This window comes from Chryseobacterium sp. MA9 (assembly GCF_024399315.1).
Taxonomy (GTDB): Bacteria; Bacteroidota; Bacteroidia; order Flavobacteriales; family Weeksellaceae; genus Chryseobacterium.
In genome coordinates this window covers 1126051-1146829 of sequence record NZ_CP075170.1, presented here as the reverse complement: position 1 = coordinate 1146829, position 20779 = coordinate 1126051, and the positions used below count along the sequence as shown (strand labels likewise).

22 protein-coding genes and 1 other RNA gene are annotated in these 20779 nt (G+C 35.7%); 20 read left to right on the top strand and 3 right to left on the bottom strand.

The window, feature by feature from the left end; all coding sequences use genetic code 11:
• Positions 1–79 precede the first annotated feature (79 nt).
• The 5 genes from KIK00_RS05185 to KIK00_RS05165 all read left to right on the top strand — a co-directional run bounded on the left by KIK00_RS05185 (position 80) and on the right by KIK00_RS05165 (position 6460).
• A complete protein-coding gene (locus KIK00_RS05185; protein WP_047374475.1) occupies positions 80–520 on the top strand; it encodes a GPW/gp25 family protein in 441 nt (146 codons plus the stop codon).
• Between the two features lie 24 nt (positions 521–544).
• Entirely contained in the window at positions 545–2428 is a 1884-nt protein-coding gene (locus KIK00_RS05180; protein WP_255815505.1) for a type VI secretion system baseplate subunit TssF, read from the top strand.
• Positions 2429–2729: 301 nt separating this feature from the next.
• Positions 2730–5561 carry an excinuclease ABC subunit UvrA gene (uvrA, locus tag KIK00_RS05175; protein ID WP_255815504.1) on the top strand — a complete coding sequence of 944 codons (2832 nt, stop codon included), beginning with the start codon at positions 2730–2732 and terminating at the stop codon, positions 5559–5561.
• Positions 5562–5806: 245 nt separating this feature from the next.
• The gene (locus tag KIK00_RS05170) at positions 5807–6211 is read left to right on the top strand and encodes a hypothetical protein (RefSeq protein ID WP_223600777.1); all 405 of its coding nucleotides are present in this window, start codon (positions 5807–5809) and stop codon (positions 6209–6211) included.
• A 114-nt stretch (positions 6212–6325) separates the two neighbouring features.
• A complete protein-coding gene (locus tag KIK00_RS05165; protein WP_077417018.1) occupies positions 6326–6460 on the top strand; it encodes a protein with bacteriocin-type signal sequence in 135 nt (44 codons plus the stop codon).
• A 35-nt stretch (positions 6461–6495) separates the two neighbouring features.
• Here KIK00_RS05165 and KIK00_RS05160 read toward each other — a convergent pair whose 3' ends face one another.
• Positions 6496–7038: a DUF3828 domain-containing protein gene (locus KIK00_RS05160; protein ID WP_255815503.1), complete on the bottom strand. Its 543-nt coding sequence runs from the start codon at positions 7036–7038 to the stop codon at positions 6496–6498.
• Between the two features lie 120 nt (positions 7039–7158).
• Between KIK00_RS05160 and KIK00_RS05155 the strand changes: the two genes are divergently transcribed.
• The 4 genes from KIK00_RS05155 to KIK00_RS05140 all read left to right on the top strand — a co-directional run bounded on the left by KIK00_RS05155 (position 7159) and on the right by KIK00_RS05140 (position 8925).
• Positions 7159–7671, top strand: coding sequence for a DUF421 domain-containing protein (locus KIK00_RS05155; protein ID WP_255815502.1), 513 nt, complete (start codon positions 7159–7161; stop codon positions 7669–7671).
• 5 nt (positions 7672–7676) lie between these two features.
• Positions 7677–8168, top strand: a complete 492-nt coding sequence (locus KIK00_RS05150; RefSeq protein ID WP_255815501.1) for a GNAT family N-acetyltransferase — start codon at positions 7677–7679, stop codon at positions 8166–8168.
• 200 nt (positions 8169–8368) lie between these two features.
• Positions 8369–8548 (top strand): quinol oxidase subunit 4, encoded by a 180-nt coding sequence (locus KIK00_RS05145; protein ID WP_255815500.1) that lies wholly within the window; start codon positions 8369–8371, stop codon positions 8546–8548.
• Positions 8549–8739: 191 nt separating this feature from the next.
• On the top strand, positions 8740–8925 hold the full coding sequence (locus KIK00_RS05140; protein WP_255815499.1) for a hypothetical protein: 186 nt from the start codon (positions 8740–8742) through the stop codon (positions 8923–8925).
• A gap of 1 nt (position 8926) precedes the next feature.
• Here the strand turns inward: KIK00_RS05140 and KIK00_RS05135 are convergent, their stop codons facing one another.
• Positions 8927–9241, bottom strand: coding sequence for a DUF4286 family protein (locus KIK00_RS05135; protein WP_047375691.1), 315 nt, complete (start codon positions 9239–9241; stop codon positions 8927–8929).
• A gap of 149 nt (positions 9242–9390) precedes the next feature.
• Here KIK00_RS05135 and gyrA point away from each other — a divergent pair, with 149 nt between their 5' ends.
• The 6 genes from gyrA (at position 9391) to KIK00_RS05105 (ending at position 16622) form a co-directional block, all read left to right on the top strand.
• Positions 9391–11976 (top strand): DNA gyrase subunit A, encoded by a 2586-nt coding sequence (gene gyrA, locus KIK00_RS05130; protein ID WP_255815498.1) that lies wholly within the window; start codon positions 9391–9393, stop codon positions 11974–11976.
• Between the two features lie 30 nt (positions 11977–12006).
• Complete coding sequence (locus KIK00_RS05125; protein WP_255815497.1) at positions 12007–13041, top strand: M48 family metallopeptidase; 1035 nt, start codon at positions 12007–12009, stop codon at positions 13039–13041.
• A gap of 221 nt (positions 13042–13262) precedes the next feature.
• Positions 13263–14099 carry a 1,4-dihydroxy-2-naphthoyl-CoA synthase gene (locus tag KIK00_RS05120; RefSeq protein ID WP_047374497.1) on the top strand — a complete coding sequence of 279 codons (837 nt, stop codon included), beginning with the start codon at positions 13263–13265 and terminating at the stop codon, positions 14097–14099.
• A gap of 85 nt (positions 14100–14184) precedes the next feature.
• Complete coding sequence (gene menA / locus KIK00_RS05115) at positions 14185–15114, top strand: 1,4-dihydroxy-2-naphthoate octaprenyltransferase (RefSeq protein ID WP_255815496.1); 930 nt, start codon at positions 14185–14187, stop codon at positions 15112–15114.
• 17 nt (positions 15115–15131) lie between these two features.
• Entirely contained in the window at positions 15132–15578 is a 447-nt protein-coding gene (locus KIK00_RS05110; protein WP_255815494.1) for an SRPBCC family protein, read from the top strand.
• A gap of 357 nt (positions 15579–15935) precedes the next feature.
• Positions 15936–16622: a metal-dependent hydrolase gene (locus KIK00_RS05105; RefSeq protein WP_255815493.1), complete on the top strand. Its 687-nt coding sequence runs from the start codon at positions 15936–15938 to the stop codon at positions 16620–16622.
• A 117-nt stretch (positions 16623–16739) separates the two neighbouring features.
• Here the strand turns inward: KIK00_RS05105 and ffs are convergent.
• Positions 16740–16837, bottom strand: an RNA gene (ffs, locus tag KIK00_RS05100) — signal recognition particle sRNA small type.
• Between the two features lie 131 nt (positions 16838–16968).
• On the opposite strand from ffs, the gene KIK00_RS05095 reads away from it, so the two are divergent.
• The 5 genes from KIK00_RS05095 (at position 16969) to KIK00_RS05075 (ending at position 20660) form a co-directional block, all read left to right on the top strand.
• Entirely contained in the window at positions 16969–17571 is a 603-nt protein-coding gene (locus KIK00_RS05095) for a DUF4199 domain-containing protein (protein ID WP_255815492.1), read from the top strand.
• A 16-nt stretch (positions 17572–17587) separates the two neighbouring features.
• Positions 17588–18538, top strand: coding sequence for a glycosyltransferase family 2 protein (locus tag KIK00_RS05090; protein ID WP_255815491.1), 951 nt, complete (start codon positions 17588–17590; stop codon positions 18536–18538).
• Between the two features lie 288 nt (positions 18539–18826).
• On the top strand, positions 18827–19210 hold the full coding sequence (locus tag KIK00_RS05085; protein WP_255815490.1) for a hypothetical protein: 384 nt from the start codon (positions 18827–18829) through the stop codon (positions 19208–19210).
• Between the two features lie 197 nt (positions 19211–19407).
• Positions 19408–20109, top strand: a complete 702-nt coding sequence (locus KIK00_RS05080; protein WP_255815489.1) for a GIN domain-containing protein — start codon at positions 19408–19410, stop codon at positions 20107–20109.
• Positions 20110–20303: 194 nt separating this feature from the next.
• On the top strand, positions 20304–20660 hold the full coding sequence (locus KIK00_RS05075; RefSeq protein WP_255815488.1) for a four helix bundle protein: 357 nt from the start codon (positions 20304–20306) through the stop codon (positions 20658–20660).
• The last annotated feature ends 119 nt before the right edge of the window (positions 20661–20779 follow it).

Sequence of the window (20779 nt, the reverse complement as noted above, 5' to 3'; positions counted from 1 at the left end):
TAACAATTATTTGGTGAAAATGCGTATTTTGGTATTCCGTTTTTAAATAAACGGAACCATGAAGTAAAAACTATAAGTTATGGATACACCAAATTACAGAATGCCTTTCGTACCGTCTACTTTAATGACCGAAGGCGGAAGTATCGATACCTGCGATATGGGAGAAAGTATTGCTCACAATATTATGCTGCTGATCACCACTAAAAAAGGGGAGAACAGATATGATGAAAACTATGGAAACGATGTTTGGAACCTTGAATTCGATAACGGAGTAACAAGTGCCATCTGGGAAAACGTTTTTGTCAAAAGCTTAAGAAGACAGATCCAGGAATATGAACCAAGAATTGTAAGTCCGCAGATCGATGCCCATATACAATTTGTAGAGCACAGCTACGATACTAAAGAACACACCGAAATTAAAAAGAAAGTAAGAATTGCCATCAATGCAAAAATGGAGGAAACAGGAGAACGGTTCAGTTTTTCAACCGAATTGTTTCTAAGCCCGATGTCTATTGATTAATATTTTTAACAGCGAAAGAAAATTATGAATTTAGATCAGAATATTTATTCCAAAGAATCTGTAAAAGCAAGAATGCTTCAGAATGCAACTAAAGTATGGGGACTTAGAAGCCCGCAGTCTTTAGATCCTTTTGTAAAACTGTTGATAGATGCGTTCAGTACAGAAGTTTTTAAAGCGAATAATGAAATACAGACGGTGAATGCCCGTATATTGGAAAAACTGGCAAAACTTCTTACACCCTCCATCTATACACATCCTATCCCGGCTCATTCTGTGGCTTTTACACAGCCTTATGATTCATCGGAAGTTTTATTGGAACACACTGAATTTTTCTTCCGTAAACAGATGACTTCCACAGTAAAGTCAGAATCCGATAAGCAGTTGAACATCCCTTTTACGCCGGTAGGAAATGTAAGAATCAATAAAGTTCACACCTCTATTATGTTTGTAGGAAATACCTGCTACAGTATAGATGACAGATTTAATAAAATTCCTATCGCAAGATTCCAGGGAAGACCGGAAGATTACAGAAAAATTACAATAGGAGTAGATGTCAGTAAGTATATCAGTGAAAACTTTCCTAAATATCTTAGTATATTCTGCTCCAATCCGGCTTTTGAACACCTTGATTTTGTATATAAATTATTGCCGTACGTTTCAGTATCCAGTAATGGAAACCCTTTATTCGTAAGAGAAGGATTAAGTTATCTTACAGAAAGCCATACTGACGGTTACGAACAGATGTTCAAAGAGCAGTCCATCAGAAATAAGGTGATTAACGATATTAAAAGCATTTACCGCCATAAATTTATTGAAGTAACCGGAATTTCCCGAAGCCTGTTCTCAGAACCCGGACAGCTTCCTCAGAATCTTGATTTCTTATCAGGAAAAGAAGAAATTACAAAATTCCTGGATAATAAAAGTTTTTTGTGGCTTACCTTTGAATTCCCGCCACAGTTTTCAGCAGAAATCCTTGATAACTTCTCGTTTGTGCTGAATGCCTTTCCAATCTACAACAGAGGCTGGAAAAAAACAGAATACAGTCTTGATATCATGGGAAATAATATTCCTTTGGTAACAGATGAAGGAGAACATTTCCTTTACGTAGATGAGGTACAGGACGGTGACGGAAGAAAGTACACTGAAATTCCTTTTACACCAGCCGATGACCTTAAAAAAGGTTTATATACCGTAAGAAAAGGAGGAATGGAACGCTTTACAAGTAGAAACGCAGTTGATATGATTGCTAATGTTCTTGAATTGACAAGAGACGAAATTGCAGCATTTTCCCTTTTAAATAGGGACAATGTAAAAGGCGTTCTCAGTGAAATGTCTGATAAAATGAAAACCATGGTACAGAAAGTGAACAATGCCAAAAGGAATATCAGACAAGAACTGAATTATGTAATCATGGAACCGGTAGAAAAAACCGATCATACCTATGCTTCTTTCTGGGTAACACATTGTACTTTGGCTAATCACATGCGTCCGGGAACTGAACTTTCCAATCAGTTAAAGTCACAAACAGTTGTATTGCTTACTGAAACATTGGGTGGCGCCGAAGAACAGAAAGGAACAGACAGCATTCAGGCCTATAAATATGCACTCACAACAAGAGATAAAATCATTTCTTTGGAAGACGTCAAAAACTATTGCCGCATGATTCTGAAAGATGAAATAAGAGAAGTGAGAGTAAGAAGAGGAACCATGATCAGCAACAAACCCAAAGAAGGTTTTGTAAGAACCGTTGAGGTAGAAATTATTCCGCAGAACTATTCTTTCTACGGAAGAGCTTATTGGGAGAATATGGCCAATATCATCAGAAACCAGATTATTGCCAAAGCCATTGACGGGATTGAATATGTGGTAAGAATAAACAATGAAGATATCGATTTCCAGGATGTTTAGCTCTTTAGAGAAAATTAAAATCAGTTTAAATATAAATGCCGTAGTTGATACGGCATTTTTTTATTTCATTGAATTGAAAGACCGGCGTGAATCACACCATTCAATAGAAAAGGAGTTATACCATTTAACAAAAAGAATATATTCATCTGGCTTTAGCCAAAACCTATATGACAGGCTCACAACTTTATTCCTGCAAACCTCTATGAATTTATGAAATTTTTATCCTTTTTATATTCAAAAAAAGTCTATAAAATTTCGTATTTTTGCACGTTGTGATTTTCAGGCAAAGTCACTCCGAATTATGAGCAAATCAACAGAATATATAGAAGTTTACGGAGCACGTGAACACAACCTTAAAAATATTAATGTTAAAATTCCACGCAATGAATTGGTCGTTATTACCGGCCTTTCCGGAAGTGGAAAATCCTCATTGGCTTTTGACACCATTTTTGCAGAAGGCCAGCGTCGTTATATCGAAACATTCTCTGCCTATGCACGTCAGTTTCTGGGTGGATTGGAACGTCCTGATGTAGATAAGATAGAAGGACTTTCACCCGTTATCGCCATCGAGCAGAAAACAACCAATAAAAATCCTCGTTCTACTGTAGGAACCGTGACAGAACTGTATGATTTTCTTCGTCTTTTGTATGCAAGAGTTTCGGATGCGTATTCTTTGTCTACCGGGCAAAAGCTGGTGAGTTATACTGAAGATCAGATTCTGGAAACCATCAAAGAAAACTATAAAAAAGAGAAAATTATGCTTTTGGCGCCAGTAGTGCGTTCCAGAAAAGGGCATTATCATGAACTTTTTGTACAGATGGCTAAAAAAGGCTACGGACAGGCAAGAATTGATGGAGAATTGCAGGATATTGAATACGATTTAAAACTTGACCGTTATAAAACCCACGATATCGATATTGTTATCGACCGTTGGATTATAGGAGAGAATGCCTCAGAAGGCAGAATGGAAAAATCATTGCGCACTGCAATGGAAATGGGGGAAGGGATTATCGGAATTCAGAAATTGGGAAGTAAAGATATTGAGTACTTTTCCAAAAACCTGATGGATGCGGAAACAGGACACTCTTTGGCGCTGCCGGAACCGAATACTTTCTCATTTAACTCTCCGAAAGGAAGCTGCCCGGACTGTAAAGGATTGGGAACCATCAAAAAAATCAATACCGATTATTTCATAGACAATCCCAAATTGTCAATCAATCAGGGAGGATTATTGCCTTTGGAAGATATCAAATCTAACAAATGGATTCTTTCACAGATCAAAAACATTCTTGAGATCTTCGGATTAGGATTAACAACGCCTTTGCAGGATATTCCTGAAGAAGCACTGGATTATATCTACAACGGATGTCATAAAGAATTTAATAAAGATCTTAAATACGCGGGGATTACCAAGAAGATTAAAATTAGTTTTGACGGGCTGATTGCCTTCATGGAAGAAATTATTGATGAAAGGGAATCTTATGAAGCAATTTTGCTGGAAAGACACTTCACAACAGAAGAAACATGTCCGGAATGTCATGGGACACGTCTCCAGCCTTCAAGCTTAAGCTTTAAAATTGATGGAAAAAATATTGCTGAGGTCAACGGATTAAGCTTAGCTGATTTAAAAGACTGGTTAGCCGATGTTAAAGATAAATTCTCAGAAAAAAATAAAATCATCGCTCACGAAATCTTAAAAGAGATTGAAACCAGGCTGCAGTTCTTACTGGATGTAGGTTTGGATTATTTAAGCTTGAGCAGAAGTTCAAAAACCCTTTCAGGAGGAGAATCACAGAGAATCCGTCTGGCAACTCAGATCGGGTCTCAGTTGGTTAATGTATTATATATTCTTGATGAACCGAGTATCGGACTTCACCAGAGAGATAATGAAAGGCTGATCCATTCCCTGAAAAACCTTAGAGACATCGGAAACTCTGTATTGGTGGTAGAGCATGATAAAGACATGATCTTGGAAGCCGATGAGGTATTGGATATTGGTCCAAGAGCCGGAAAATTCGGTGGGGAAATCCTTTGGCAGGGAAAACCAAAAGATTTGTTGAAAGCAGATACCATCACAGCTCAATATATCAATGGAAAAAGAAAAATTGCAATTCCTGAAGAAAGAAGAGCGGGAAGCGGTAAAAATATTGTTTTAAAAGGGGCTACAGGAAACAATCTTAAAAACGTAACCCTGGATGTTCCTCTTGGAAAACTGGTAGTAGTAACCGGAATTTCAGGAAGTGGAAAATCTTCTTTGATTAACGGGACATTATATCCGATCCTTAACAAGCATTTCTACAGAGCAGTTCAGGAGCCTTTACCTTACAAAAAGATTGAAGGGTTAGAGAATATTGATAAAATTGTAGATGTAGATCAGACCCCAATTGGTAGAACTCCTCGTTCTAATCCTGCAACCTATACAGGAATGTTTACGGATATCAGAAACCTTTTCGCGGAGCTTCCGGAAAGTAAAATCCGTGGTTACAAGCCGGGAAGATTCTCTTTCAACGTAAAAGGCGGAAGATGCGAAACTTGTCAGGGTGGTGGATTAAAAGTAATAGAAATGAATTTCCTTCCCGATGTATACGTTCATTGTGAAACATGTAACGGGAAACGTTTCAACAGAGAAACCCTGGAAGTTCGTTACAAAGGAAAATCAATCTCTGACGTATTGAATATGACGATTGATGAAGCAGTAGATTTCTTCCAGCCAATTCCTAAGATTTTTGCAAAAGTAAAAACATTACAGGATGTAGGATTGGGATATATTACCTTAGGACAACAGTCAACAACCCTTTCAGGAGGTGAAGCACAACGTATCAAGCTAGCAACCGAACTGGCGAAAAGACAAACAGGAAATACTCTTTATATTCTTGATGAACCAACAACAGGACTACATTTTGAAGATGTGAAAATCCTTATGGAAGCCATCAACCAGCTGGTAGAACTTGGAAACTCGTTCATTATCATCGAACACAATATGGATGTAATCAAATTAGCAGACCATATCATCGACGTTGGCCCAGAAGGAGGAAAACACGGCGGACAGATTGTAGCACAGGGAACCCCTGAAGAAATTGTGAAGTCTAAGAAAAGCTTGACTGGGAAGTTCTTGAAAAGGGAACTGGAGTAGGTATCAGAATAAGAATTCATATAATAAAGGTTAAACTTGAATAGTTTAGCCTTTTTTCATGCTTAAATTAACTTCCAATATTAAATTTTCAATTATTTTTAAAATTTATAATTCTGATAATCAGTTAATTAAATTCTAATGTTAACCCAATGTTAACTCAATGTGAAATTAATATGAATTATTTTTAATAACTTTGGTTAAGAGATACAAAAAAAGGTTAGTATAATATTTAAAACCAATTAGTTATGAAAAATAGAATTCAAATATTGTTTGCTTCACTTTTCGTTTGTGGATTTGCTGCCGTTTTGAACACTGCCAAAGCCCAAACTACCAATCATAATACCATTGAGCCTATTCAGCTGAATAGGAGTGAGACTTTTACAGATATAAGAAATAAGCTGGAAGCTAATTTTGATCTTACCAACCCTGATTATAAGCAGGGAACTGTAAATTCAGTAGTGAAATTTGATATTGCCAAAAATGGCAAAATTGTAAATGTTCACTCTACAGGAGACTGCAAAACGGTAAGCAAAGAAATCGAAACGGTATTAAGTGATCTTGATTATAGAGTAGACCGCAATAAACTGACTGATAACATGGTTGCTTACACTTACGTAATGCCTGTGACAGTAGAGATCCACAGCAGATAATATTCATTGCATATTATTCAATGATATGTGAATAATGAAAACTTATCAGATTAAGTTATAATAAAGAATAAACAGTAAGGTTTTAATTTTGGGCTACCATAAAATTAAAACTATATGAAAAATTTAAAGAAGCTGACGAAGTCAGATTTGAAGTCAGTGTACGGAGGAGAGCCTAAAAAATACTGTACGTTTTGCGAATGGGCAAATAAAGTAATTTGCAGTGATGTTCCAATCGTTCAGTGCCCGTAAAAAAAATAAAGCCGCTTTTATAAGCGGCTTTTCTATTATTTTGTACTTTGAACAAATTCTGTTAACCTTGCTTTAAGATCTTTAGAATTCCCTATCTTATCAAAAGTAACATTATCTATTCTCCATCCTTTCTCTGTATTTGTCAGATGCACTGTATCCATCCATGTTTCTTTAGGCGTAGCTGCGTTATATTCAAACGCTACCAGTGCTTCAGCAGTTTTATTCTGTATTTTGACAGATTTGATTTTATAACTTGTAAATCCTTCATACAAACTGGAAAAAATAGCACCTTCAAAAATTAACGGTTTTTCATCAGGATGATCACTTTTTTTCACCTTTTCAATATCCGCTTTTGATGCATGTATTGCCTCGTCTAAAACTTTTTTTAAATCCTGGGAAAACAAACTATCCGGAATCGGTTGATTATAAATAGCTTCATTAGACTTACCATAATGAGTATAAAGCTCGTTTACTTTTTCATTGATTGCGGTATCTGAGGATAAAGAAGGCCGAGGTTCATTCTTTTTACAGGATATAAAGAACAGGAATATTCCTAAACAGAGAAATAATTTTTTCATTTGATATTATTTTTTGTGATGTTTATCAGAATCCCAAGCTCAAAATGTATACCAGAATCTGTCGATAAAATATTTTTTACGAATCACAAAAATCAATACATTTGAGTAGATAAAAAAATTGTGGATCCTATTCTTAACGTTGCAGTCCGTTCCCTCTGCGTTTACCTGTTCATGGTAATTGCTATCCGTTTATTTGGCAAAAACCAACTTTCCCAGCTCAACGCAGGAGATGTTGTATTGTTATTATTAATTTCAAATGCTGTCCAGAATGCGATGGTAGGTCCTGACACCTCTCTTCAGGGAGGAATTATTGCGGCATTGGTTTTGTTTGTTGCTAATTTTATCTTAAAAAGAATAATGTTTTCCAGTCGTTCCTTTCAGACTTTTATGGAGGATGAGCCGGTTATTCTTATCAGAGACGGGATTGCAGATCAGGCAGCCCTGAATCGTGTAAAAATTACAGAAAGTGAATTAGAAGAAGCCATAAGAGAACATGGGATTGAAAACATACAGAATGTAAAACTTTCTGTTCTTGAAGTGGATGGGAATATCAGTGTTGTTTCTCAGGATGAGAAAAGCAAACAAACCCACTATTCAAGAATTAAAAGAAAAATGAAAAGAAAATACCATTAAATACGATGAATTACGAATTAAGAGAAATGCTTCCCAGTGATGAGGCCCGCGTTCTTGAGATCTTCCGTCAGGGAGTAGACGGTGGAATTGCTACTTTGGAAACCGAAGTTCCTACAGCTGAAGCCTGGAGTATGGAATATTTCAATGACTGCCGCTGGGTGCTGGAAAATGAAAATAATGAAGTGATAGGATGGTGCGCCTTAAAGCCAGTGAGCAAAAGAGAGAGTTTTAAAGGAGTTGCAGAAGTAAGCATTTATTTTGATAACGAATACCAGGGGAAGGGATTGGGTTCCGTATTACTTAAAAAGATAATTTTAGATAGCGAAGACCACGGATTCTGGACATTGCAGACCAATATCTTCTCCGAAAATGAAATGGCCATCAAATCTCATCAGAAAAACGGTTTCAGAGTGGTGGGAGTCCGTAAAAAAATCGGAAGGCTCAACGGCGAATGGAAAGATCTTGTTTTGATGGAGAAAAGAAGTGAAATTATTTAAAGAATTATAAATGATGAATGATGAATGATGAATGATGAATTTGTTTGATAAGCATACTAATTTCCATAACCAAATTCACTATTGACTTGCGAAGCAAAATTAACCATTGACAATAAAAGGCTGTATATTCCAACCTTTAAACCTTGACCTTTTCAATTTGGCATTACCCTTGTAATAATAAAGGTGAAAAAATAGAAATAATGAAAAATTTGATTAAAATTACAGGAGTTCTTATCGTGATGTTTATGTTGTCATCATGTGTAGTGCATGACAATGGGCGTCGCGTCAAAACAGTTCCTCCAGGACAGGCTAAAAAAGTATTTGGTGGAAGTGCAAAAGACTATGCACCTGGGCAGGTGAAAAAAAGAAATCGCTATTAATAGGCTCATAAAATAAAAACTTAGCAGTCAGTTTTAACATACATTAGCTTAATTTCAATTTCTTTTGGCATTAACATTGATATATTTCGCTATCGGAATTGAAAAAGTGAAAATAATGAAAAGTATGTTTAAAATTGCTGGGGTAGGCGTGGTACTGTTAATGCTATCCTCTTGCATAGTACATGAGCCTCATGGAAGGAGAATGCCGCCGGGCCATGCAAAAAGGTATTATGGTGGAAGTGCAAGATATTATGCACCTGGCCAGGTTAAGAAAGTGTATATTTATGACGATCGTGGCCATCATCACAGAGGCCGTGGTCATGGACATCACAGATAAAAAAGAAAGCACTGATTTTTTCAGTGCTTTTTTATTATAAATTATAATCTGGATTTTTTTGGGTTCAGAAAAGTATTAAAAATCATCACTTCCTGTCCGAACTTTTTCTCAATTCTTTCAGAAATATTCAGAAGTTCGCTTTGAATGAAATCTTCCCTCAGTTCATCATTATCAAAGATTAGCAGAAGATTGTAATTTTTACCTTCCTCAATAAAATCACTGTGTACTTCAGAAAGAATATATTTGTCTACATCCATCAGGTTTTCAGTCATTAAAACCAGTGTTTCATCAATATAATTTTCCCATTCTTCTAGGTTATCTTTCGTACAGTGGAAAGTTATACTTAATACGCTCATATTTTTATGAATTTTTAAGATTTTTTGGATAAATTCTACAGCAAAAATCGGCATTTTTTTCGTAAATTAGCCCGTTAATAAAAATTGGAAATAAATAATTTTCAGACTTACAGCTAAGAGTTTGAATATCATTACAATAAAATTTGTTTATGCAAAAAGAAGGAGAAAGACTGATTCCTATCAACATTGTTGATGAAATGAAATCGTCTTATATCGATTATTCGATGTCCGTTATCGTTTCAAGAGCGTTACCGGATGTAAGAGACGGTTTGAAACCTGTTCATAGAAGAGTTCTTTACGGTATGTATGGATTAGGGGTATTTTCTAATAGAAAATATTTAAAATCTGCGAGAATTGTTGGGGATGTTTTGGGTAAATATCACCCGCACGGAGATTCCTCTGTATACGATGCTATGGTAAGAATGGCCCAGGACTGGAGCTTACGTTATCCTCAGGTTGACGGCCAGGGTAACTTCGGTTCAATGGATGGTGACCCGCCTGCAGCAATGCGTTATACTGAGGCAAGATTGAAAAAAATCTCTGATGAGGTGCTTTCAGACTTAGACAAAGAGACCGTTGATTTCCAGAATAACTTCGACGACAGTTTACAGGAGCCGACAGTAATGCCAACTAAAGTTCCGAACCTTTTGGTAAACGGTACTTCCGGTATTGCAGTGGGGATGGCAACCAATATGGCGCCACACAACTTATCTGAGTCTGTAGATGCTATCTGCGCTTATATTGATAATAAGGAAATTACAATAGACGAGCTGATGCAGCACATCATTGCACCGGATTTCCCTACAGGTGGTATCATCTATGGGTATGACGGAGTAAGAGATGCTTTCCATACAGGAAGAGGAAGAGTTGTTTTAAGAGCTAAGGTTAGCTTTGATGAAATCGGAAACAGAAACGCTATTATCGTTAGTGAAATTCCTTATCAGGTTAACAAAGCGGAAATGATCGCAAGAACAGCAGAGCTTGTTAAAGATGAGAAAATTCCCGGTATCCACGAGATCAGAGATGAATCGGACAGAAAAGGACTTCGTGTTGTTTATGAATTGAAAAACGATGCTATTCCGAATGTTGTTCTTAACCTATTATATAAATATACGGCACTTCAGACTTCTTTCAGTGTAAACAATATTGCATTGGTACACGGAAGACCGGAGCAGTTGAACCTTAAAGATATCATTCATCACTTTGTAGAGCACAGACACGAGGTAATCGTAAGAAGAACCCAGTTTGAGCTTAAGAAAGCAAAAGAAAGAGCACATATCCTTGAAGGGTTCATGAAAGTAATCGGAACTCAGGATGCTTTAGACAGAGCAATTTCTATTATCCGTCACAGTGCAAATCCTCAGGCTGCAAAAGAAGGCTTGATTGAAGCATTTGAACTTTCAGACATTCAGGCTCAGGCGATCCTTGATCTTAGATTGGCTCGTTTAACAGGAATGGAGCTTGATAAGATCCGTGATGAATACGATGCAATCATGAAAGAAATTGAAAATCTTGAAGATATCTTAGCGAATGAGCCAAGAAGATTCCAGATTATCAAGGACGAATTGATCGAAATCAAAGAAAAATACGGAGACGAAAGAAGAACAGAAATTGATTACTCAGGAGGTGAAATGTCTATTGAAGATATTATCCCGAACGAAGCTGTAGTTCTTACCATCTCTCACGCAGGATACATCAAGAGAACTTCACTTTCAGAATATAAAATTCAAAGCAGAGGAGGTGTAGGAAACAAAGCAGCAACAACAAGGGATTCCGACTTCCTTGAATATATTGTTTCTGCAACCAATCACCAGTATATGTTATTCTTTACCGAAAAAGGAAGATGTTACTGGCTGAGAGTATTTGAAATTCCGGAAGGCTCCAAAACAGCAAAAGGAAGAGCAGTGCAAAACCTTATCAACATTGAACCGGATGATAAGATCAAAGCATATATCAGAACCAACAACCTGAAGGATTCCGAATATGTAAATCAAATGAGCGTTGTGATGGTTACCAAAAACGGTACTATCAAGAAAACATCATTAGAAGCCTATTCAAGACCAAGAGTAAATGGAGTAAATGCTATTGAAATCAGAGATAATGACCAGTTATTGGGTGCTTACCTTACTAACGGAACATCTCAGATTATGATTGCTACTAAAAATGGTAAATGTATCCGTTTCCCTGAAGAAAAAGTAAGAGAAGTAGGTAGAGGATCTATCGGGGTAAGAGGTATTGCCATGGAAGACAATGATGAGGTTATTGGTATGATTGTTGTGAACGATGTAGAAAACGAAACAGTACTTGTAGTATCTGAAAAAGGATACGGAAAGAGAACTGCAGTAGAAGATTATAGAATTACCAACAGAGGAGGAAAAGGAGTTATTACCCTGAATATTACCGAAAAAACAGGAAATCTGATTGCTATTCAAAATGTAACGGACGAAGATGGATTGATGATTATCAATAAATCCGGTGTTGCAATCAGAATGGGTATGGATGAAATGAGAGTAATGGGTAGAAATACACAGGGAGTAAAACTGATCAATCTTAAGAAAAATGACGAAATTGCAGCCATTGCAAAAGTAGCAATGGATAAAGATGTAGAAGAAGATTCTGAAGAAACTGAAGAAGAAACAGATATTGTAGCTGATAACCAGGAAGACAATACAATACCTCAGGCTGAAAATGAAAATGCAGCAGAGGAAAATGAGAATTCTGATTCTGAAGAATAAATTGTACAATATAAATATAAAATAGTTATTATGAAGAAACTAATTTTAGGAATGGCTATCGTAGCGTCTGCTTTTGCTTTTGGGCAGAAAAAAGATGCGAATGCTTTGAATGCTCAGCTTCAGGAAGCTAACAAAGTTGCTATGGACGCGTATAATGCAAAAAATTATGCAGCTGCAGCACCTAAGTTCATTGAAGTTTATGACTTATTAAAGTCTAGCGGACAGGACAACAAAATATATATGTATTATGCTGGACTTAGCCACGCATTAGCTAATAACAGTGACCAATCTATCAAAATTTATACAGACCTTGTTAATTCAGGATTTACGGGAGTAGAAACTACTTATACTGCAAAAGAAAAGAAAACAGGACAGGTTGTAAATCTAGATAAAGCAACTTGGGAGCTTATGAAGAAGAATTCTGACTATTCTGATTTCAAAACAGAGCAGACTAAAAGTATAGAGGCAGATTTATACGAAACTCTGGCTTCATTACTTCTTAATGCGAAAAAAGGACCTGAGGCTCTTGCTGTTATCGAAAAAGGATTAGTTAAATTCCCAAACAGTGCTAAACTTAAAGAAGCTCAGACTACAGCATATCTTCAGTCAGGAAATACAGATAAATTCGTTTCCGGATTGAAAGAACAGTTGGCTAAGAACCCTAACGATGCAACCAACTGGTACAACCTTGGGGTAATGCAGGCTAAAAATCCTGCTACTGTAAATGATGCAGTAGAGGCATTCAAAAAAGCAATTGAGCTTAAACCAGATTTTTCTGACGCATATCAAAACTTAGTATATACAACCATTGGTGATGATGCTAAAGTAGTAGGAGAAATCAATGCATTGAGAAAAGACAAACCGGATGAAGCTTCTAAATTGATCGACGCAAGAAGAGAAAGATTTGGAAAAGCATTACCATACGCAGAAGGATGGTATAAAGCAAATCCAAAGAGCATTGATGCTGTTTCTGCATTAAAGGAAATTTATGTAGTAACTAAAAACATTGAAAAAGTTAAAGAAATGAAAGCAAAAGAAGCTGAACTTAGTGCAGCTGCCAAGTAATTATTTAATAACTCAATAATAAAAAGCCGGAACATTACTGTTCCGGCTTTTGTTTTGTAAGAAAACAGAGTCCGTTGCTCATTCTGAAAAATACATTTTTATCCAATATCTGTAAGTAGAATTTTTGGATGAAAAATTTCTCTTCCTTATTGAAATGATGGGTAAATTTCACACAGATAATTTCTCTGTAATTCCGTATCTTTGAGAAAAATTTTTATAAGATGATCGAGTGGAAAACCGCCAAGGAATACGAAGATATTACCTATAAAAAATCTAACGGTGTAGCAAGAATTGCTTTCAACAGACCAGAGGTACGTAACGCTTTCAGGCCTAAAACAACTTCAGAATTATACGATGCTTTTTATGATGCCTATGAAGATCCTTCAATAGGAGTTGTATTGCTTTCAGGAGAAGGACCAAGCCCTAAAGACGGTGGATGGGCCTTTTGTAGTGGAGGAGATCAAAAAGCCAGAGGGCATCAGGGATACGTAGGAGAAGATGGAAGACACCGTTTGAATATCCTTGAAGTTCAGCGTTTGATCCGTTTTATGCCTAAAGTAGTTATAGCAGTAGTTCCTGGATGGGCAGTTGGTGGAGGGCACTCGCTTCATGTTGTATGTGATTTAACGTTAGCAAGCGAAGAACATGCTATTTTCAAGCAGACAGATGCTGATGTTACAAGTTTTGATGGTGGTTACGGTTCTGCTTACCTTGCTAAAATGGTAGGACAGAAAAAAGCCCGTGAAATATTCTTTTTAGGAAGAAACTATTCTGCTCAGGAAGCTTTAGAAATGGGAATGGTAAATAAAGTAGTTCCTCATGCTGAATTAGAAGATACAGCTTATGAGTGGGCTCAGGAAATATTAGCTAAATCTCCTACTTCTATCAGAATGCTGAAATTTGCTATGAACCTTACAGACGATGGTATGGTAGGACAGCAGGTTTTCGCAGGAGAAGCAACCCGTCTTGCCTATATGACGGAAGAGGCTCAGGAAGGAAGAAATGCATTCCTTGAAAAAAGAAAGCCAAACTTCGGAGAAGATCAATGGATATCATAAAAAAGAAGTTAGAGGTTAGAAGCTAGATATTAGACAGAATGGTCTTACTAACTTCTAACTTCTACTGTCTAACATCTAAAATAATATGACGGATTGGATAAAAGCCGCAAGGCTAAGAACTTTACCGCTTTCCTTAAGCGGAATTATTATGGGAGCTTTCATTGCAAAATGGAGACTTTACGGAGAAGGTGGAACCTGGGACTGGAAAATTTTAGCGCTCGCTCTTTTGGTGACACTTTTATACCAGATTTTATCAAATTATGCCAATGATTACGGTGACGGAGTAAAAGGAACCGATGCCAAAAGAATCAATGAAGCTGAAGCAAGAGCAGTAGCATCAGGAAAAATTACCGCAAAACAGATGAAAAATGCAGTGATTCTTTTCGCAGCATTATCTTTCATTGCAACTATTGCATTGCTGTACGTTGCTTTTATTCCAAACTATATGAATGAATTTTATATTTTCATAGGATTAGGAATAGCATGTATTCTTGCAGCGATAGGGTATACGGTAGGGAAGAAGCCTTACGGATATATGGGATTGGGAGATATCTTTGTATTTATCTTCTTTGGATTGGTTTCCGTATGCGGAAGTTATTTCCTGTTTACCAAAACGTTCAGCTGGGATATGTTACTACCGGGAACTGCTGTTGGAATGATGAGTATGGCGGTTCTCAACCTGAACAATATGAGAGATATTGAAAGTGATAAACTATCAGGAAAAAACAGCTTTGCATTGAGAATAGGATTCAGAAATGCAATGATTTATGAAATGGTCCTGTTACAGCTTCCATTACTGCTGATTCTTATGTTTTTAGGAATAAACGGATTTATGCAGGGGCAAAACTATTATGCTTTTATCGTAATGATTCTGCTGATTCCATTATCAAAACTGAGAAGAAAAATTTTATCGGTAAAAGAACCAAAAGAATTAGATCAGTACTTAAAGCAGGTGGGTATCATGACGTTTGTAATGGCAATTCTTACGGCAGCCGGATTGAATTTATTTAACTAAATCTAAAATATTACATCATGAGTTCTAATGTTTATGTTGAAGCTCAAATGCTTATCAGAAAACCGATTGAAGATGTTTTTGAAGCATTTATCAACCCGGAGATAACAACTAATTTCTGGTTCACAAAATCTACCGGAAAATTAGAAGAAGGTAAAACTGTTATCTGGGAATGGGAAATGTACGGAGTGAAATCCGAAGTGAAAGTTCATCAGATAATTCCGAACCAGCTGATCAAAACAGAGTGGGGAGAGCCTTCAACAAACGTAGACTATGAATTCAAAACCATGGAAAAAGGAACTCTTATTATTGTTAAGAGCTATGGATTTAGCCAGACTGGCGAAGATCTGTTAAAAGTAATTAATGACAATACAGGAGGTTTTACGACAGTTTTAGACGGTTGTAAAGCTTATCTGGAACATGGAATTAATCTCAGCTTAATTGAAGATAAATTCCCGCAGAAATAGAAATCATGAAAATTGCTTTAAAGATAACTTCGTTTCTGTCAATCATTTTAGCTTTACTATTTATTTATTATTTGATTGAGGAATTAAGGGGTGGAATGTCCGTTTTTGAAATTGACTTTATTCCTGCCTTGGTTACTTTGATTATCATTTCTAATGCTGTCTTAGCATTTTGTGTGTTAATCAGGAAATTGCAAGTAATGAAACCGCTATTAGTTCTCCAGATTTTAATAATAATACCAACATGTCTGTTGATATATGAGTTTTTTTTAAAGCCACCATTGGGATGTTCTTAAAAAAGATGTTTCTTTCACTTAGACTGATGAATCATTAACCAGAAATTTTAAAACTAAATTTAAAATGAAAATACAATTCTTAGGGCAAAATTGTTTCCTGTTTACCTACAAGGACAAAACAATTTTGAGCGACCCTTTTTACAATTACAAAAAAGCAGAATCAGGGTTTGATATTGCTGCTCAAAAAATCGACTACATCTTGTTAACCCATGCGCATGGTGATCATATTGCCGATGTAGCAGAGGTATTACAGCATTATCCGGAAGCTACCATCATTGGAGTACCAGAAGTGTGCGGTTACTTCCAACAGGCTAAAAATAGAGACGATGTGAACTTAGGAGGATCGGCAAAAATCGACGATTTGAAAATTTCCATGGTTCCGGCTCATCATACAAGTTCTTTCCCGGATGGAAGCTATGGAGGCGTTCCTGTAGGGTATATCTTCAGACTTCCTGAAGGTAAGAACATCTATTTGGCTGGAGATACAGGAGTAATGGCTGATATGGAGCTGTTCCCGAGATTATACGGAAAAATTGATCTTTCTATCCTTCCTATCGGGAGCCACTACACAATGTGCCCTAGAAAAGCTTCTTTTGCCGCTGCAGAACTGTTGAAAACTCCAAAAGTAATCGGATGTCACTTTGATACTTTCCCTGCAATTGAAATCAATCATGAAAGTGCATTAAAGCATTTTGCAGATAAAAATGTAGAACTTGTTTTACCAAAATTGGGTGAGACATTCGAATTTTAATCAATAACTGAACCGGAGGTAATCTGAAAATTAGAAAAATGAAAATGATGCGTAAGGTATTAAAAACAAAAAAAGATAATTATCAAATTACCTCTCTTCTTACTTTAAACCAAAAAAAAATGGCAAGCTACCTAAATCACACCGCTACGACCGATTACCTTTGCTGCGTTCCCACCCTGGAGGATTCTCAGGAGCTGGTTGTTTAGGACTTGCCGTTGCAAAGGTAGGAATATTTTATAAACTTCAAAACATTATTAAAGAAAATTAGTCGAAAAAATGCAGTGGTAAAGCTAAACGCCTGACATTTAGAGGGAAAATTTTTCAACTTTTTTCTAAAAATTTAAATATGACGAAAAGTCCATCAACACTAGGAATTATACTTTTTATCGCTACAATGATCGTTTTCTTTGTAGTGTACACTTTTTTCTCAGGAATCAATTATTTTGATATCTCTTTGAAAGCCAACGCTTTTGTTTTGCCTCTTCTCTATGCGGGGGCTGCTTTCTGGTCTGTAAAATCTTATTGGAACAACCATAGAGTAGTAAAATTCAAAGAAGCTTTCAAAAGAGCATTCGTTCCGATGTTTGTCGGAGGAATTCTTTCCATCTTTAGTATTTATGCCTTTTTAAATTTTGTAGATCCGGCAGCAAAAAAACTGTTGAACTACCAATATGTTCAGAGACAAAAATCAGAATTGGATACCGAATATACCTCTGCAAGAAAAATTCTGAAGCATCAGAAAGATATTGATGAGCTGGATCAGAAGTATACAGAAAGGTTACAAAGCTTCACTCCGGAAGCTGTTAAAGGAAAAGATATGCTTACCGCAAGTCATTTTTCAGGATACTTTGCAGCAATTCTTATATTTTACGTAGTTTTGTCGGTGTTTTTCGGAGCGTTCTTCAGAACAAGAACAATACATCAGCCTGAAGAAACAAATCAAGCCTAATTTTTATTAAAATTAAATGAATTTATCTATAGTTATTCCGTTACTGAACGAAGAAGACTCTCTGGAAGAGCTTTTTTCAAGAATTGATAAAGTATGCACAACCAATGATTTATCTTATGAGATCTGGTTTGTAGACGATGGAAGTACGGATTTGTCGTGGAGTATTATTGAGAATATGAAAGTTCAGCATCCTCAGATCCACGCTATTAAATTTTCCAGAAATTATGGAAAATCTCAGGCCCTTCATGCAGCCTTTGAAAGAACAAACGGAGATGTGGTAATTACTATGGACGCCGACCTGCAGGATTTCCCTGAAGAAATTCCGGAACTGTATAATATGGTAATCAACGATAATTATGATATCGTTTCCGGTTGGAAAAAGAAACGTTTTGATAATGTAATGACGAAAAATATTCCGTCAAAACTATTCAATGCAGCGGCGAGAAAAGTTTCAGGAGTTTATCTTCATGACTTCAACTGTGGTTTGAAAGCCTATAAAAGACAGGTTGTAAAATCTGTTGATGTATACGGAGATATGCACCGCTATATTCCGGTATTGGCTGCCAATGCAGGTTTCCGAAGAATTACTGAAAAAGAAGTACAACACCAGGCAAGACCTTACGGAACTTCAAAATTCGGAACTGAAAGATTTGTAAGAGGTTTTCTGGATTTGATAACCCTTTGGTTTGTAAGTCGTTTTGGAGGAAGACCAATGCATTTCTTTGGAGCAGTAGGAACTTTAATGTTTATTGTTGGTTTTCTTTCAGCTCTTTGGCTGGGGATTTCTAAACTGATTGATGTTGCAAGAGGAATTTACGGACATTTAATCACCAATAATCCTTGGTTCTTTATTGCATTAACAATGATGATCTTGGGAAGCCTTCTTTTTGTTGCAGGATTCTTAGGAGAAATGATTATCAGAACGAATCGTGAGCATAAGAATTATAATATAGACGAAGTGATATAATTTTTAAACACTAATGACGCGAATGTTTCACAAATGACACTATGCATGTTTGTGATATTGGTGAATAAAATTAGTGTACTTAGTGGTTTTAGTTTAAACACTAATGACGCGAATGCTTCACAAATGACGCTATTGATATTTGTGATATTAGTGTATAAAATTATTGTAATTAGTGGTTCTTAAGCTCAATGATAGTAGGCCACAATTAATAGTAACTTCATCTTAATAAATAAAAGCACTCTGTTGACAGAGTGCTTTTTTGTAATTTTATAAAAACTTTTAACTTAAATGTTTCAACTCAAATCAATCCTTTTTTATTTTCTTTTATTCCTTGTAATTTCCTGCTCATCCAATAAACTTTCCGGTTCATGGGAGTTTATTGATATTTATGATGGTGAAATTCGTAATACAGATACACTGAAAACCAAAACAAATAATTCCAGATACGGAACAGGAATTCTGACCTTCTATCAGGATAAAACTTTCACTTCAATAGGGAACAATGGAATTTATAAGATAGAAAATAATCTGTTGAAAATGAAGTATAATGATGATGAAAATATAACCCCAATGAAAATTTCCAGTGTAAGTAAGAATTATCTTCTTTTATTTTCAATGGCTGGCAGCCCTAAAACATGGTTTTATAAAAAAGTAAAAGAAAGAGAGAATTAGAAACAGACTTTTTCTCGAAAGCCAAAAATTTGAAAATTATCAGGTATTTTATTGTCAAAAGACAAAGATTTTTAGAAATTTTAATCCTATTTTTGTTCAAAGTAATATTGAAAGTCCCTGGGAGAGACATGAAAAAGCTTTCAGAGATTTTCAATAAATATCGTTGCGATTATAATATAGAATATTTAAACTTAAATATGAAAAAAGTTGTATACACATTAATGCTGATGGCAGTAGTTTCCTGTGGAAAAGTTTCTCCGAAAGGAAATATTGAAAAGAAAGATGTGGATGTTTCGGAGTTCGTCAACCTTGATCTGGAAGGGAAATTCCGTGTATTTTATGCCAGAGGTCCGAAGAATTTTGTAGAAATAGAGACTTATCCTAATGTAGCTAATAATCTTGATGTAGATGTAAAAGATAAGACACTTTTCATCAAAGAAAAAAGAGGGACGAAAGGAGTTGATTTTTATAATGTGACGATTTATTCAAAATATAACCTGGAAAAAGTAGCTGTTTCTGATTCTGTTGAAGTGAATATTTCAAGTGAAATCAAAACAGACAATTTCAGACTTAATATGAAAAATAATGCAAGCTTCATGGGATCTGTGAATACCAGAAGAGCAGAAGTAGAAATGCATAACAGAAGCCGAGCCAATTTCCTGGGATTGTCCAAAGATGCTGTTATAAAGATTTCAGATACAGCAAGTTTAATTGCTCCTTACTGGAAAATTACCAACCTGAATATTGATTCTAAAAACGGAAATTACGCAGAAGTAAATGTAAAAGATTCGTTAAAAGGACATATCCAGAACACTGCAAAATTTATCTATTATAACGATCCTATCAGAGCGTTCAAAATTGATAAGACAACGAAAGTTGAGAACAAGAAATTAGAGTAATTGGGCCGGAAGTATGAAGCTGGAGGCTGGGAGTGATGTTAGTTTTTCATACCTCTTGTTTTCAAAATTAGAAATTTGCTTCCAACAAAATAGATAAATAAAATAATATAAAAATAAAATAAAGCCGAATTTTGAAGCCAGGCATAATATAACTTCCTGCCTCCAGCTTCTCTCTTCCAGCTTGAAGACTAAATATGAGTTTCAAATTTGAGAAATTGATTATTTGGCAAAAGTCTATGGATTTTGGAGAGTCTATTTTTAAATTATCTCAAAAATTTCCAAAGGATGAAGTGTTTAATTTAACTTCACAAATAAGAAGAGCTTCCGATTCAATTGCACTTAATATTTCCGAGGGAAGTATTTTGCAGTCAAAATTAGAATTTAAAAAATTTTTAGGATATTCGATTCGTTCTTTGGCAGAAACAGTAACATGTTTATATAAAGCAAAAAATAGAGAATATATTACAGAAGAAGAATTTAATACATTATATCATGAAAGCTATAATTTGATGAACCAGATTGTCGCTTTTAGAAATCAGATAAAAGAATAGAATAAGGCCGGAAGTATGAAGCTGGAGGCTGGGAGTGATGTTAGTTTTTCATACCTCTTGTTTTCAAAGTTAGAAATTTGCTTCCAACAAAATAGATAAATAAAATAAAATAATATAAA